This is a genomic window from Dickeya sp. NCPPB 3274, from assembly GCF_000406205.1.
In the GTDB taxonomy this organism is placed as follows: Bacteria; Pseudomonadota; Gammaproteobacteria; order Enterobacterales; family Enterobacteriaceae; genus Dickeya; species Dickeya fangzhongdai.
Genome location: NZ_CM001979.1, coordinates 2,447,355 through 2,462,366, shown reverse-complemented (window position 1 = coordinate 2,462,366; position 15,012 = coordinate 2,447,355). Strand labels below are relative to the sequence as shown.

General features: G+C 53.2%; 12 protein-coding genes. 3 read left to right on the top strand and 9 right to left on the bottom strand.

The features are described from left to right. Positions 1–47: 47 nt before the first annotated feature. Positions 48–1,487 carry a serralysin family metalloprotease gene (locus tag DXX3274_RS11240; RefSeq protein ID WP_042859846.1) on the top strand — a complete coding sequence of 480 codons (1,440 nt, stop codon included), beginning with the start codon at positions 48–50 and terminating at the stop codon, positions 1,485–1,487. Between the two features lie 422 nt (positions 1,488–1,909). After that, positions 1,910–3,343, top strand: coding sequence for a serralysin family metalloprotease (locus DXX3274_RS11235; protein WP_084478757.1), 1,434 nt, complete (start codon positions 1,910–1,912; stop codon positions 3,341–3,343). A 290-nt stretch (positions 3,344–3,633) separates the two neighbouring features. On the opposite strand, the gene DXX3274_RS11230 is transcribed toward DXX3274_RS11235, so the two are convergent. The 3 genes from DXX3274_RS11230 to DXX3274_RS11220 all read right to left on the bottom strand — a co-directional run bounded on the left by DXX3274_RS11230 (position 3,634) and on the right by DXX3274_RS11220 (position 7,654). Then, on the bottom strand, positions 3,634–5,502 hold the full coding sequence (locus tag DXX3274_RS11230; protein ID WP_042859845.1) for a potassium transporter Kup: 1,869 nt from the start codon (positions 5,500–5,502) through the stop codon (positions 3,634–3,636). Positions 5,503–5,759: 257 nt separating this feature from the next. Next, a complete protein-coding gene (locus DXX3274_RS11225; RefSeq protein WP_152495307.1) occupies positions 5,760–6,860 on the bottom strand; it encodes an extracellular solute-binding protein in 1,101 nt (366 codons plus the stop codon). A 233-nt stretch (positions 6,861–7,093) separates the two neighbouring features. After that, positions 7,094–7,654: a TetR/AcrR family transcriptional regulator gene (locus DXX3274_RS11220; protein WP_042859843.1), complete on the bottom strand. Its 561-nt coding sequence runs from the start codon at positions 7,652–7,654 to the stop codon at positions 7,094–7,096. 439 nt (positions 7,655–8,093) lie between these two features. Here DXX3274_RS11220 and DXX3274_RS11215 point away from each other — a divergent pair, with 439 nt between their 5' ends. Further along, positions 8,094–8,720, top strand: coding sequence for a TetR/AcrR family transcriptional regulator (locus DXX3274_RS11215; RefSeq protein WP_042859842.1), 627 nt, complete (start codon positions 8,094–8,096; stop codon positions 8,718–8,720). A gap of 552 nt (positions 8,721–9,272) precedes the next feature. Here the strand turns inward: DXX3274_RS11215 and DXX3274_RS11210 are convergent. The 6 genes from DXX3274_RS11210 to DXX3274_RS11185 all read right to left on the bottom strand — a co-directional run bounded on the left by DXX3274_RS11210 (position 9,273) and on the right by DXX3274_RS11185 (position 14,724). Beyond that, positions 9,273–9,881, bottom strand: a complete 609-nt coding sequence (locus tag DXX3274_RS11210) for a membrane integrity-associated transporter subunit PqiC (RefSeq protein ID WP_042859841.1) — start codon at positions 9,879–9,881, stop codon at positions 9,273–9,275. Beyond that, positions 9,878–11,542, bottom strand: coding sequence for an intermembrane transport protein PqiB (locus tag DXX3274_RS11205; protein WP_042859840.1), 1,665 nt, complete (start codon positions 11,540–11,542; stop codon positions 9,878–9,880). Before DXX3274_RS11205 ends, DXX3274_RS11210 begins: the two co-directional genes overlap by 4 nt. Next, positions 11,539–12,159 carry a paraquat-inducible protein A gene (locus tag DXX3274_RS11200; protein WP_042859839.1) on the bottom strand — a complete coding sequence of 207 codons (621 nt, stop codon included), beginning with the start codon at positions 12,157–12,159 and terminating at the stop codon, positions 11,539–11,541. Before DXX3274_RS11200 ends, DXX3274_RS11205 begins: the two co-directional genes overlap by 4 nt. Continuing rightward, the gene (locus tag DXX3274_RS11195; RefSeq protein WP_042862059.1) at positions 12,152–12,781 is read right to left on the bottom strand and encodes a paraquat-inducible protein A; all 630 of its coding nucleotides are present in this window, start codon (positions 12,779–12,781) and stop codon (positions 12,152–12,154) included. The genes DXX3274_RS11200 and DXX3274_RS11195 overlap by 8 nt, the downstream gene beginning before the upstream one ends. Before the next feature lie 150 nt (positions 12,782–12,931). After that, complete coding sequence (locus DXX3274_RS11190; protein ID WP_042859838.1) at positions 12,932–13,597, bottom strand: DUF3313 domain-containing protein; 666 nt, start codon at positions 13,595–13,597, stop codon at positions 12,932–12,934. Between the two features lie 434 nt (positions 13,598–14,031). After that, positions 14,032–14,724, bottom strand: coding sequence for an expansin EXLX1 family cellulose-binding protein (locus tag DXX3274_RS11185; protein WP_042862058.1), 693 nt, complete (start codon positions 14,722–14,724; stop codon positions 14,032–14,034). Between the last annotated feature and the right edge of the window lie 288 nt (positions 14,725–15,012).

Below are 15,012 nucleotides of genomic sequence, written 5' to 3'. Positions count from 1 at the left end.
TGAATAAATAATGACAATATTTCGTTATGTTATTTCCAGAGGATTTTATGGGAAAAAATCTGTCTTCTCGTCAAGATGACGCTCAACACGCATTATCAGCCAATACCAGCAGTGCGTATAATTCTGTTTATGATTTTCTGCATTACCACGACCGGGGTAATGGCCTGACAGTCAATGGCAAAACATCCTATTCCATCGACCAGGCTGCGGCGCAAATCACCCGGGAAAATGTCAGCTGGAATGGAAACAATGTATTTGGCAAGTCGGCCAATCTGACGTTTAAATTTCTGCAGTCAGTCAGCTCCATTCCATCCGGTGATACCGGGTTTGTGAAATTTAATGCCGAACAGATTGAGCAGGCGAAACTGTCGTTGCAATCCTGGTCGGACGTGGCCAACCTGACGTTCACCGAAGTGACGGGAAATAAGTCCGCCAATATCACCTTTGGTAACTATACGCGTGATGCGAGTGGTAACCTGGATTATGGCACGCAGGCTTATGCCTATTATCCGGGCAATTATCAGGGCGCTGGCAGCAGCTGGTACAACTATAACCAGTCTAATATCCGTAATCCGGGGTCGGAAGAGTACGGCCGCCAGACATTCACCCACGAGATTGGCCATGCGCTCGGCCTGGCGCATCCGGGTGAATACAACGCCGGGGAAGGGGATCCGTCTTATCACGATGCCGTGTATGCCGAGGATAGCTACCAGTTCAGCATTATGAGTTACTGGGGCGAGAATGAAACCGGCGCTGACTACAACGGTCACTATGGCGGCGCGCCGATGATCGATGATATCGCGGCGATTCAGCGGCTGTATGGCGCCAACATGACTACCCGCACCGGTGATAGCGTGTATGGCTTCAACTCCAATACCGACCGTGATTTCTATACCGCGACCGACAGCAGCAAGGCGCTGATTTTCTCGGTGTGGGATGCGGGCGGCAACGATACTTTCGACTTCTCCGGCTACAGCAACAACCAGCGTATCAACCTGAATGAAGGCTCGTTCTCGGATGTTGGCGGTCTGAAAGGCAACGTGTCGATCGCGCACGGCGTGACCATCGAAAACGCGATTGGCGGTTCCGGCAACGATATTCTGGTGGGCAACAGCGCAGACAACGTGCTGCAGGGCGGCGCGGGCAACGACGTGCTGTACGGCGGTGCAGGTGCGGATACGCTGTACGGCGGCGCCGGGCGTGATACGTTCGTTTACGGCAGCGGTCAGGACTCTACCGTGGCAGCGTATGACTGGATTGCCGATTTCCAGAAAGGCATTGATAAAATCGACCTGTCGGCGTTCCGCAACGAAGGCCAACTGAGCTTTGTACAGGATCAGTTCACCGGCAAAGGACAGGAAGTGATGCTGCAGTGGGATGCGGACAACAGCATCACCAACCTGTGGCTGCATGAAGCGGGTCACAGCTCGGTCGACTTCCTGGTGCGAATCGTCGGTCAGGCGACGCAGTCCGATATTATTGTGTAATGATATTCTGAAAATATTGCTCAGGGCAGTTAATCTGCCCTGTTTAATAATCCCTTTCTAATTGCCAAAAGTTTATTTGTGAAATAATTTCGCCTTGAGTTTAATTTCAAAATTAAAAAAGCAATCGTTTTCTTTTTTCTATTTCCCGCCATTCAAATAACTTATTTCAGTTTAATCAATTAGCGTCGTATTGAAGCTGTGGGTTAAACCCCCAATAAATAGAAAATTAATCAGTGATCCTTTACAAAAACATTACAGTGGCTTATATAAATAATTAGCGCCAGTGACGGCGCTGTTTGTTTGTGTCAAATATCATCAAGATCATATGTTGAAAAATATGCCATTAAATTGGCAGAGGTGTTCTTTGTCTGAAAATTTAATGGCTATGGAATTTTCTGATTATTTATACCAATGAGGGTTTTATGGAAAAAAATTTGTCTTCACGTGATGATGACGCGCTGCATTCATTATCCGCCAGCAGCAGTTATGACTCTGTCTATACTCTGTTGCATTATCACGAGCGGGGAAATGGATTGACGATTAACGGCAAACCATCCTATTCGATTGAGGATGCGGGCGAACAAATTACCCGCGATAACGTCAGCTGGAATGGTTCGAATGTATTTGGCAAATCCGCCAATCTGTCCTTCAAGTTTCTTCAGTCCGCGCGCTCTACACCGGACGGCGATACCGGGTTTGTCAAATTCAATGCCGCGCAGGTTGCTCAGGCCAAACTGGCATTACAGTCCTGGTCTGATCTGGCTAACATCACTTTCACGGAAGTGACAGGGAATCAGTCGGCCAACGTCACCTTTGGCAACTATACCCGTGACTCCAGCGGCCGTCTGGATTACGGCACGCAGGCGTATGCCTATCTGCCGGGGAGCGGCAGCGCGTCTGGTACCACCTGGTACAACTACAATGTGGATAACATTCGCAGCCCGGACAAAATGGAATACGGCCGTCAGACGCTGACGCATGAAATCGGCCACGCGCTGGGCCTGAATCATCCGGGCGACTATAACGCCGGCGAAGGTAACCCCAGCTACAGCGATGTGACCTATGCCGAAGATACCCGTCAGTTCAGCATCATGAGCTACTGGAGTGAGAAGAATACCGGTGGGGATTTCAAAGGCCATTATGCCGCCGGCCCGATGCTGGATGATATCGCAGCCATTCAGCGCTTGTACGGCGCCAACATGACCACCCGTACCGGCGATACCGTCTATGGCTTCAACTCCAACACCGATCGTGATTTCTACACCGCGACCAGCAGCAGCAAAGCGCTGATTTTCTCGGTATGGGATGCAGGCGGCAACGATACCTTCGATTTCTCTGGTTACAGCAACAACCAGCGTATCAATCTGAACGAAGGGTCATTGTCTGATGTCGGCGGGCTGAAAGGCAACGTGTCGATCGCGCACGGCGTGACCATTGAGAATGCCATCGGCGGTTCCGGCAACGATTTGCTGATCGGCAACAGCGCTGACAACATTCTGCAGGGCGGCGCCGGCGACGATATCCTGTACGGCGGTGGCGGGGCAGACCGTCTGTATGGCGGCAGCGGTCGTGATACCTTTGTGTATACCGCCGTATCCGATTCCAAAGCGGCGGCGCCGGACTGGATTCTCGATTTCCAGACCGGTGTCGATAAAATCGACCTTTCTGCGCTGAACACCGGTAATAACCTGCACTTTGTTAATCAGTTCAACGGCAGCGGCGGTGAGATCCTGCTCAACTGGGATTCGTCAGCCAACGTCAGCAATCTTTATCTGAACCTTGATAACAACACCTCGCCGGAATTCCTGGTGAAAATTGTAGGTCAGGTATCACAGACAGCCGATTTCGTTGTGTAATCGTCTGATGACCGAAGGGCGGGTTCTCCGCCCTTTATTTCTCGTATTTCTCACTGAGCATTTACCCACGGCATTTTGCCTTTTTAACGCCAATTTAGTTACAACATACTTATATCTTCGATACTCCCCTCTGCCTGAAATATTGGCGTACTTATCGCAAAGCAGCAGGGGAAAGGCGGATTTTACCCATGGCGCGAACAGTTTCACTGTCTTCCCTTTATCAAACAGAAAGACGTCGTGCGGAACGTGGGGGACAGGCCGGGAATATGCCTGTCCCGCATTGTAAGTGACTAGATGGCAATGCGTCGACCGATCTCGATCACCTGATTACCCGGCAGTTGGTAGTATTCCGTGACATGCAGGCAGTTTCGCATCATCCAGGCGAACAGGTAGGATTGCCAGCGCGGCAGGGCGTCCGCACTGTCTTTGGCGACGATCGATTCATGGCCGATATAATAGGTCACGGATTCGTGATCGGCACACGCTTTCAGCGGCGGCGTTTGCCTGAGCAGCTCGGGAATATTGGGCTTCTCCATAAATCCGTAGTAGGCCACGCCTTGCCAGAAACCGGGAAGTTTTTCGGTCAGTACCAGTTTGTCTTCCTCCCTGACGCGTGGCACATCCAGCACCTGAATGGTCAGGGCGATGATCTTGTCATGCAAGGCCTGGTTACGTTTGACATGCCAGCGCATCACCGGCGGTGCAACATTCTGCACTCGGGTTAAAAATACGGCGACGCCCGGTACGCGTGAAATGCCATCAGCCTGCAGCGATGAAAGAAACTCGTCTACCGGCAGCGTTTTTTCCGCCACGGTTTGCGATACGCGCGTCACCCCCTGACGCCAGATAAACATCACGCAGAAAATCAGCATCGCCAGCAGCAGCGGAACATAGCCGCCGTCGAACACTTTCAGCATGTTGGCGACGCAGAATCCCACGTCGATCAGGATAAAAATGGCGGTGATGCTGAGACTCAGCATCTTGTTCCAGTGCCAAATCTTACGCATTGCCATATACAACAACAGCGTCGTCATCAGCATCGTAATGGAAACGGCAATGCCATAAGCGGCGGCCAGCCGCTCCGAAGACTGGAAGAAAATCACCAGACTGAGCGTGACCACCATTAATAGCCAGTTGACGGTGCCCAGATAGATTTGCCCATAGCTTTGCTCCGCCGTTTGGGTGATTTTCATTCTGGGCAGCCAGCCAAGCTGAATCGCCTGTCGCGTCATGGAGAACGCGCCGGAGATAATCGCCTGACTGGCAATGATGGTGGCCAGCGTAGCGAGAATAACCAACGGCATCTGTAGCGCCGGGGGACACAGGCGGAAAAGAATATTATTGCTGGCATCCGTACCAGACAGGATAAAGGCTGCCTGACCGGCGTAATTGAGCAGCAGGCAGGGGAGCGCCATCGCATACCAGGCAATCCAGATGGGCTTGCGGCCAAAATGTCCCATGTCGGCATACAGCGCTTCCGCACCGGTGACGCACAGAAACACGCCGCCCAGAATCAGCAGGCCGATATGCCCGTGGGTGGCGAAAAATGTCAGCGCATGGACGGGGTTCAGCGCCCAGAGTACGGCCGGATAGTTAATGATGCTCCTGATGCCCAGCAGAGCCAGCGTAGCAAACCACAGCAACATCACCGGTGCGAAAAACCGACTGATTTTGTCCGTGCCCAGCGGCTGAATGGCGAAGATAAGAACCAGCAGGACCAGCGTCAGCGGCAGGATGTAATTGGCGGTTTCCGGGAAAACCAGTTCCAGCCCTTCCAGCGCCGACAACACCGAGATCGCCGGCGTGATCGCGCCGTCGCCATAGATAAAGGCCGCGCCCAGTAGCCCGGCGGCAATAATCCATTTCTGACGTTTGGCCTGGTTATTCTGCAATAGCGACATCAACGCCAGCACGCCGCCTTCGCCTTTGTTGTCGATCCGCATGGCGAACAATGCGTACTTGATGGAAGTGACAATGATCAACGTCCAGAACAATGTGGAAAGCAGGCCCAGTATGGTTTCCGGTCGGGCGGCGTCGCCGGCCAGTAGTATCACGGTATTGAAGGTATAAAGCGGGCTGGTACCGATATCGCCAAATACAATGCCCAGTGCGGAAATAGCCAGTAAACCTGGTGCTTTTTCTTGCTGCGTATGTGTCATATGCACATCCCGGTGAAGGATTAGAATCAGGAAAAATGCCGTGTAATCATAGTGTAGACTGTTATGTTCATCCGGACGTGACGGCGCCGAAATTCTGGATAACATCAGAAAACATAAAGTGATGCGAGGCGCGCTGAGGCTTGGCTTGCGGACGGGAATGGGTTTTCAGTGACGATAAAAAAGGGATTCCGAGACACATCGGAATCCCTGGCAAATGAGTGGTATGTCATTCACTCACGTATTACGTAGCGGATAACTTAATGCGGCAGCGCCTGTTCCGGGTGAAGGCCGAGCCAGCCCGGCGACGGTTCGCCTTTGACTTCGCCCAGATACAGACCGATCTGCGCTCTGAAACGTTCGACTGCCTCCCGGTCGCTCATGAAACGCTCAAACGCTTCCGGATTGGCATTCTTGTATTCCCAGATGTGCTTGTAACCGGCCGGCGGCGCCACATCGGTGCGAACCGACCACATATACCAGACGTCGGTCTGCGTTTTCGGGTCCAGCAGCCAGCTCAGGTACAGCCTGGCGGATTCCGGGTGTTTAGCCTGTTTGAAGATCGCCGCGCGCTGCGCCCAGGCGACAAACGGATCTTGCGCCGGCAGCACAAAGCGGGAATTGGCTTTGGCGTCAGGAACCAGCGCGCCGTCAGTGGAGAAGGTTACCGCGGACTTGCCGCTTTCCACATCGTCCGCCGGCGCCTGGGTGCCACGCACGTAAACCGGCTCTTGCTCGCTGAACTTCGCTACATAATCCCAGCCGTATTTATCCACCACCTGTTTGAACCAGAACAGCACGGCATCGTCGTCGTTCGGGTAGGTGACGACGATTTTCCCTTTCAGGTCCGGGCGCAGGTAATCATTGGCTTCACGCGGCCAGGCTTTCTGATCGACCAGTTTGGTGTTGACCACATTACTGAACGCATCGACGAAAACGCCGGTCCAGGCGCCGTCCTGATCCCGGAATGTCGGCCAGATTTTGTCCCAGCCCGCGGGTTTATAGTTCAGCAGCACGCCTTCTTTTTTCCAGCGCGGATAATCCTGCAACGTCTGCAACTGTACAACGTCCGGAATCAGGCTGTCGGTAGCCAGTTGGTTGTCGATGCGGGCGTCATGAAACTTGCTGTAATCCACGATGACATTCAGCGTCATGCCCGGAAAGCGTTTTTCGAACGCTTGCTTGATGCCATCCTGCTGGCCTGCGGTATCACCGCCGGCGTAGACCGTGACCACACCGCCTTCTCTCAGCGCGCTCTGGTAAATCTGGTCCAGCGATCGCTGTTCCGGCGCAGTGGCGGCATACCCAGAAAAGGCGGCCGTGCCTCCCGCGAGAGCCAGCATCAGCCCGGCTGCCTTCATCGCGTTATTCACATTCTTCATACGATAGTCCTTGGTTACGTGTAGGTACTTTCCCCATATAGGTATTTTTCCCATATAAGTACTTTTCCCGTGTAGGTACTGCTCCTGTTTTACCGGTCGCTTATTACCGGCAAAGTCATGCCTGCCGGGGCAGTTAGCCACCCCGGAGGAACATGTTTCGTTTCCATTTTCATTTCGAACCCGCGGGTGACGGTGACCCGCATCGGTGTGCCTTAAGGACCGATGGCGGACCTATTGGTGACGATGGCGTGAAAAGCCGCCCGAATCACATCCACATCCGGCAAGTCATCGACGCCGCTCAGAATGCCGCGCATCAGCCAGGCATCGGTGAACGATACCGCCGCTTGCGACACCGGGCGGCTGAAACCGAAATGCTCGCCCAATATCGTTTCGTGAGCATGTAGCCACTCGGCCGCGTGCGGCCGCAGGAGAGGGCGGGAAACCGCGGCGACGAACAGTTCGTACTCACGAGTCAACCTTGAGCGCTCGCCGATAGTCCAGAAGACGAAATCGGTCAGGATCCCGGCGGGATCATCGGTTCCCCGCAGAGAAAGCCAATGCCGGGTGCTGACCGCAAAGTCTTCAATCGCCTGATGCATCACCGCGGCCAGCAGATCATCCAGCGTTTTAAAGTGGTAGGTGGTGGCGCCCAGCGACATCTGCGCCTCTTCAGCGACTGCCCGGTGTGTACAAGCGTGCAGGCCATCACGCCGAATGATGGTCGCCGCGCTGCGTATCAGTTGTTCTGCTGTGATTTCGCTTTTCGATCTCATGGTTCCTCTCCGGGCGTCAGCGGGAACGCCAGCCCACGATAAAGGCGGGCGATATCGGCGTTCCGTAATCTGGCCTGCATCGTATCCTTGCCGGCAGTAAGAAGAGAATAGCGTGGATTTGACAGTCTTGCTCAAAAAAACAGAATGAACTTTTGGATCAAAAAACCATTTATGATTTTATAATCAGAATTTAATTCTTTTAAATTTTCATTTAAATCAATTTAAAGGACTTAAATATCTATTTTAATACAAATGTACAATTTTAAGTGCTGAACAAGCGGCTATCGAAATTCGCCTTACACATGATGGGAATGGTCGACGCCGCGCGGTTTCTTGAACCGCCGAAATATGGCATACTGCGACATAATTAAACTGTACTGTCCGGTTACCTAAAAATAGCGCTGACTGAACCATCCGGACAGGTGCCAGAGGAGGAGTAATGCGAACACTGACCGAGGAAAAACGGCAGGCGATTATTGATGCCGCCACTCAGCTTTTTCAGGAAACGGGATACGAGCGGGCATCCATGAATGAAGTGGCTAAACGAGTGGGGGGATCGAAAGCAACGCTCTATAACTACTTCGCCTCAAAGGAGGAGTTGTTTGAGACGATCGTACGCACCTACAGTACGCGCTTTTTGACGGAGGCGGCGGCAGAACTCAGCACGTCGGAAGCGGGGCTGCTTTCCCTGGAGAATAAGCTGACGCGCTTTGGTGAGAAAATGATGCACGTGCTGACCGGCGGGAATCCGGCGCTGCAAATCTATCGTATTGTGGTTGGCGAGGCCGGCCATTCTGACATTGGCGAGCTATTTCAGGGCTCGGGGACGCAAGAAAGCATGGCCAGGCTGGCCGATCTCATGGCCGATGCCATGCAAAAAGGTGAGCTGACACAGGCAGATCCCGCGCTAAGGGCCAAACAGTTTACGGCGCTGGTCAAGGCGGAAGCGGATGCAATGCTATTGCAGCGTGAACCGCCCGATTGTTCGCCGGCGCGAATCAGGGAAATGGTGAGAAATGGCGTCGAGCTTTTTCTGCATGGGGCATCTTTTCGGAAAGACCAATAAACCACTCGCAGGCCGGTGACTTGTTCAGAGAATGAATTCCCGCCGGCTGCTGATGTTCCCGTTTACCGTCGTTTGCGCGACGCCACTTCTCCGACACCTCCGATACCACACCATGACGCGCTGAGTTCGCTTTTATCCGCTTCTTTTCAGACCATCAGCGGCTTGACAGTGTTTTTTCTTTATATAAACTAAACCGTACAGTTTAATTATTGAGGAATAGAGCATGAAATTTCTGGCGTTGGCGGGATTTGCTGCGGCTGTCTGTATGCTGACCGGCTGTGTCTCCCTGTTCTAGGGGGAAGCCATCTTATTCGGTTGTGAGTGAGGAAAGAACATGAGAATTGTTGGTCTGGTTTGCATCATCATGGCCGCCATGATCCTGAACGGTTGTCTGTCCATCGGCAGCCATATTTAGCGCGACGCCTCTGGGTATGAAACAGGAGCCAGACCGGGTAACCGAGCTGGTTCCTGTTGCAGGAAACGCCTGCCATCACGCATTGACGCCTCCCACCGGTTTGTTCCTGCTGTTTATTTGCATGCCGCTTTTGTGCTTCACGATTGACAGGCTATGTTGTCCCCATGTTGTTGCCACCGCCGGGCGGTTTCCGTCATCTGCGTCGCGACCTGCTCAATAATCTTTTGCCAGGCAGAAAACAGGCGCGCGTTATCGCCGACGGCGCTTTCCGTCAACTGGCTGCGGCAAGACAGTTTGAGGCGTTTATCGCCGTTTTTGACGCTAAGACTCCAGTCGGCGTCTAGCGAGACGAACTGACCGGGCCAGCTGTCAAAGCGTCGAATCTGCATTCGGATTCGCAGCACCGGGATATCGCGCGGAAGGGGCTGCCCCGAGGCATTTGGGGCGCCCGTCCGCCGGACCAGCAGTGACGACAGTGCCGTGTGAATCTCATCGCTCAGCGGGCTCAACCAGCGATCGTTATCAAGAATCATGGCGCCATCCTGACCATCGCGAATCACCACCTGCTGCCTGTCCACCTGCGCCGGTACGTCGACCGGTAATAAATCAATCGCGAATGACGCCGGGTGCGGGTATACCACATCGGCGGCAGGGGGAACCAACGTATGGTAACGAACCTGTGGGGAACGGCAGGCCGGTAGCGTCAGAACCGCGATGACAGCGAGCAGCGGCAGCATCAATTTCATGGATGTTTTCCTTTGGGTGAAGCCGCGCGGTCATCCGCTGCGTCAGGGGGCTGATCCGGTGTGCGTCCACGCAGCAGCGACTCCGGGTTGCGCTCAAGCTGTTCGGTAAACGCCCTCAGGGTGTGTAACGTCCGGCTCGCCTCCTGCAACGTCTGGGTAAAATGAATCAGCAAGGGCGAGTCTTCCGCTATCAGTTCCTGGGCGTTTTCCGTCGTCAGCTGCGTTTGTTTCATCAGGCTATTCGCCGTCGGTAATGTCTGGCTATTGACCAGACGCAGCGTTTTGTTCAGTTCAACCAGGGTGTTGTTCAGGTTGTTGCCGATGGACTCCAGCGGCATTTTGTTAACTTTGGCGACGATACTGCCCAATTGCGCCTGCAGTTTATCCAGCCCGCCGCTGACGGTCGGTAATTCGATAGGGCGAGCGTTTGAATTAAAGGGAACGTTGGGGGCATCAGGCACAAAATCGAATGAAATATACAGTTGCCCGGTTAACAGGTTGCCGGGAACCGCCTGGGCCCGCAGCCCGTGGGCGACCAGATCGCGGGTGAATTGGGCGGCTCTGTTGGCGGTTGCAGCCGCCGAAGAGGGTGCAGATGGCGATGAACCAGACAGTTTATTCAGCAAACTCCCCAGATGTGCGGGGTACACCTCAACATCCACTACCGTCGGGAAACGGTAGCCGGTGGGATTATAATCCAGCGTGACGGCCACGACCCGGCCGATGGTAACACTGGAAAATTCTACCGGCGCGCCGACATCCAGACCATGCAAAGCACGTTCAAACCGAAGCCGGAATGGAATTGCCGGTCCGTCCGGCGCCGACATGGCGGATTCCTGATCCTGCGCCAGTCGGTAGCTGACCGGGGCGTTAATCGACGGCGTTTTATTGCCATCCGGTGTGGCAAACGCGATGCCGCCGGCCAGCACCGCGGCCACGGTCTGCGTTTTCAGGCGAAAGCCGTTGGTGCCGACGGATAAATCGACGCCGCTGACATTCCAGAAGCGGGTGTCAGGCTGCACCAGTCGGTCATAAGGCGCGTCAATGAAAACCTGCAGACTGACGCCACGGCCATCTTCTTTCAGATGATAAGAGGCAAGGCGCCCAACCTGTACCCGGCGGTAATAAACCGGCGAGCCGATATCCAGCGATCCCAGATCGTCGGCGTCAATGACAACGTGGCTGCCGGGCATGTCATTGATAATGGCGGGCGGGGTTTCCAGACCGGTAAATTCGCGCCGGGCTTCCGGGGAATAACCTTTGTCCACACCGATATAGGCGCCGGACAACAGGGTATCAATGCCGCTGACGCCGCTCATCCTTACGCGCGGCCTGACTACCCAAAACCGTGAGCCGGTACGTGCCAGATTCTCTGCGTTTTTGTTCAGTTGAACCCTGACCAGAACACGAGAGCCGTCATCGTTAAGAACGATATCTTTTACTATTCCGACCGTAACGTCTTTGTATTTGACCGTGGTTTTACCGGCTTCAAGCCCTGTCGCACCGCGAAAGGAAATGGTGATGTCAGGACCGGCGGACAGCCGAGACTGAACCAGCATGGCGAGGCTTACCGCCAGCGCGATAACCGCGACAAACCAGATAACGGCATGGCGCCAGTTACGACGAATGGCGGTGATCTCACCCGGTAACATCTGATTCATTGCTCATCCTCCCAGATCGAACGCGGGTCGAAACTCATGGCGGAGAGCATGGTCAGGATAACCACCAGCCCAAAAAACAGAATGCCGGGGCGGGGTTCCGCTTCGCCCAGCGTATGAAAACGAACCAGGCTGCACACCACCGCAACGACAATCACATCCAGCATGGACCAACGGCCTATCCATTCCGTTATGCGGTAGAGCCGGGTACGTTCGCGTCTTGCCCATCCGCTTTTCCGACGGGCGGTGACCAGCAGGGTCATCAGGGACAGGAATTTCATGCAAGGAATCACGACGCTGGCAATAAATATTATCAGGGCGATGCCATACGAACCGTGCTGCCAGAAGTCGATAACGCCAGTCATAATCGTGCTTTCGCCGCCGCTGGCGAGCAGACTGGTGTACATCACCGGCAGGGTATTGGCCGGAATATAAAGAATCAGGGCGGCAAGCAGCAAAGCCCACGACAAGGCGGTGCTTCCCGGGGAATATGCATCAAGTCGGGTGTGACAACGTGGGCAACGGGCCGCGCGGTCATTCGGCGCCGGCGCGTCGCAAACCAGACCGCAAACCGGGCAATCGCAGACATTCATCTGACGGGCTGAAGGCGCTTTATGCATGATGCGTCCTTCCACGATGAACGGCCGAATCAAGCGACCAAAGCCAATGATTATCCTGACGGGTAATGATCAGAACCAGCATCAATGAGGCAACCAGAAACCACCCTCCGGGCTCGACAGCAACATCCAGCAGGCCGGACAGTTTCACCGCCGCGATCAGAAAACCGGGCAGGCCCACTTCCATCATGTTCCAGGGGCGTAGCCAGCGTAGCGTTTTCATGAGGGCAATAAAGCCCGGCGCTCGTCGACCGGCGCTTGCGAACAACAAAATCCAGGTTAACAGCATGATTTGTAATGAAGGGGCAAGAATAAGAAACAACACCGCGCACCACGCCAGCAGGAAGGTATCGCCCTGAGCAAGCGACCACATGGATTGCCAGAGCGTTACGTCATGCGTTAGCCCATGAAAACTCACCGTCATGACAGGCCAGGCGTTGGCCATCAAAAAGGTGACGGCGGAAGCCAAGGCCAGAGGGAGTAAACGTGCCGGCTCCATCGGGGATGAGCGATAAAGAATGGCCAGACAACGCCCACATTGCGCCGCATCTTTACCGACCAGGGGGCGGAGGCGATACACGCAGCCGCAGTGTGGGCAGGCGATCAAATACGGGTAGCTTTTCATCGCGGCGGACAGACTCAGCAAGATTTAAGAGGTGAAACAGATAACCGGTTCTTCGTCTATCTGTTCTGTTGGCTTTAGCATTCACCGGTATAACCGCGAGGGGCCCGCGGGAACGCGTCGCGGGCGATTCTGCCGGTCAACGGGGATAGCTTATTTCAGGATGCCGGCCAGCTCTTCCGCGCCTTTATCGAGCCCGACTTCTGCCGCACTCAACGAACCAATGCTGGCAGAAACATTCATGGCGTTCGGGTATTGTTTGGCGACATAGGCATGGAGCAAGCGATTGGAAGTCGAGTCGTAGATCTCGACAGCGTAACTCACCGATCCGCTGAACATGCCTTCTTTCCCACGGATAGATTGCACAATGTTGTAAGGCCCGCCGGCAAGGTCGAATTTGGTGAATGTCCCCACGACCTGCGTGGTGGTTTCCGCGCCGGTAAGCGTCAATTTCAGCCGCAAAACATCTGGCGCAGATGCTGTCGCTGATCTGAAACGCGGGCGCAGCGCCTCTTCGAACTTTGTTTGCATATAGGCGGCAAGTTGTTGCCTGTCAGACGCGGACAGGTCGCCAAACTGATTGTCGCTGCCTGAATAAACCACGACAGGCTCAATGATCATGCTGTTGTATTTTTTCCAGTCAACCGGCGCGGCGTACTTGAAGGGGATTCGGTCGGATGCATCACCGCTGTTAGGGGTCAACTGGGCTGATGACCCAATACCGGTGTAGCGTAAGGGTTGTTGGCTACCAGAACAACCGGCCAAAAAGATGGCGAGAGTCACGATGGCTGGCTGGGCGGCCCGGGCGAATGCTTTCATTTGACGGATCCTGTAATAAAGAACTGTTGTTGAATGACGTAACACTTCCCTGATGAAGGCGGAAACCTTCTCTATACGGCGTTAGCTCCCTGGTTAACCCCGTTTAGCGATAAGTGCGTGCTGAGCTTTTAACTAAACCGTACGGTATAGTTTTGCATTGGCATTCTTGAACTGTCAAGGGAATGTTGCGGGCACGCAGCATGGCGTTGGCTATCAGCGGGGCAGGCGAGGCGTTGTCAGCAGCGGCAGTACACATGCGCAATACCGTGTGCGTTTAGCAAAGCACGGCGTGGATAACCGGCTTATGGGCAAAAACGCGAATGTTGTGAATGTTGCGATTACGGTTTAATGGAAAAAGCGAAGGGAATTGAAAAAAGAGTTACCGGTGTAACCGGTAACTCTCATTACTCAACGGCATCTTGTCATCATGGAGATTAGGGCAGTTGTACTTTCCCGGTGATCAAATAGGCGGATGACGTGCTGTCTGACATCGGCGGAAGCGTATCGCTTAATATATTGCCTTTGATATCGGTAAATTCGATCGGAATATCATTTTTGCCAACGAATTCCAGAATAAAATGATTGTAATCTGTTTTTGGCGCACTAACCCACTGACTGCCTTTCAGATACTTCATCCCAATAATCGGATATTTGACGTTTCTGAATTGCACTGCCGCCCAATAAGGATTAGAACCTTCTTTAACTCTGTACACTACATTGCCGCTTACCGGCGCTTTTACCAGCTCCCACTGGATATTAATTTTTCCATCCTGTAAATTGCCAATTTTCTCGAACGCATTGAATGACAAGTCCAGTGCGCAATCGCCGCCTTCAGGGTATAAATCAGTAACATATACAATGGTGCTTCCCTTCGGCCCGGTGACTTTGAGATAAGCTCCGGCGAGTGCGGCTTTAACACCTTTATAGTCCAGTTGTGTTCTGTTTAACGCGGTTATCTCCATATTGGCAGGGATCGGATCCAACAATAAAGCACCGCCGGAATAACCCGAGCCTGTGGCGGTCGCATAGCCATAGCAGATATCGCCAAGCTCCCAGGCAGCCTGAGAACTGTGAGACAGAGGTAATAATACTGAAGATATTAATAAAGCCGTTTTGAATTTCATCATATTCACGTCCATATATTATTTGATGTAAGATAGAAGCATGTCCAGCTTCACATTAACATTGTTAAATATTTATATTCCGGTGAATAAGATAAATCTTAAAATAAATTAATAAAATAATCATTCACCATAAATAAAGAAATTATTTTTCCCGGAGTTGTTTAAATATAATGCCAGGAGGAACAAGTAGGGAAATTACATGATGTAATGCAATGATACTCATCATCTTCAATCGAGAACTGATTGGAAATTAATGACAGCGGTCATGGGGATTCGTGCCAGCCTGACCGT

What these genes read in the sequence shown, in the direction of transcription:
- DXX3274_RS11185 (WP_042862058.1), bottom strand. Translation starts at nt 14,724, where the DNA reads ATGATGAAATTCAAAACGGCTTTATTAATATCTTCAGTATTATTACCT.
- DXX3274_RS11195 (WP_042862059.1), bottom strand. Translation starts at nt 12,781, where the DNA reads ATGAAAAGCTACCCGTATTTGATCGCCTGCCCACACTGCGGCTGCGTG.
- DXX3274_RS11230 (WP_042859845.1), bottom strand. Translation starts at nt 5,502, where the DNA reads ATGACACATACGCAGCAAGAAAAAGCACCAGGTTTACTGGCTATTTCC.
- DXX3274_RS11215 (WP_042859842.1), top strand. Translation starts at nt 8,094, where the DNA reads ATGCGAACACTGACCGAGGAAAAACGGCAGGCGATTATTGATGCCGCC.
- DXX3274_RS11225 (WP_152495307.1), bottom strand. Translation starts at nt 6,860, where the DNA reads ATGAAGGCAGCCGGGCTGATGCTGGCTCTCGCGGGAGGCACGGCCGCC.
- DXX3274_RS11200 (WP_042859839.1), bottom strand. Translation starts at nt 12,159, where the DNA reads ATGCATAAAGCGCCTTCAGCCCGTCAGATGAATGTCTGCGATTGCCCG.
- DXX3274_RS11190 (WP_042859838.1), bottom strand. Translation starts at nt 13,597, where the DNA reads ATGAAAGCATTCGCCCGGGCCGCCCAGCCAGCCATCGTGACTCTCGCC.
- DXX3274_RS11205 (WP_042859840.1), bottom strand. Translation starts at nt 11,542, where the DNA reads ATGAATCAGATGTTACCGGGTGAGATCACCGCCATTCGTCGTAACTGG.
- DXX3274_RS11235 (WP_084478757.1), top strand. Translation starts at nt 1,910, where the DNA reads ATGGAAAAAAATTTGTCTTCACGTGATGATGACGCGCTGCATTCATTA.
- DXX3274_RS11210 (WP_042859841.1), bottom strand. Translation starts at nt 9,881, where the DNA reads ATGAAATTGATGCTGCCGCTGCTCGCTGTCATCGCGGTTCTGACGCTA.
- DXX3274_RS11240 (WP_042859846.1), top strand. Translation starts at nt 48, where the DNA reads ATGGGAAAAAATCTGTCTTCTCGTCAAGATGACGCTCAACACGCATTA.
- DXX3274_RS11220 (WP_042859843.1), bottom strand. Translation starts at nt 7,654, where the DNA reads ATGAGATCGAAAAGCGAAATCACAGCAGAACAACTGATACGCAGCGCG.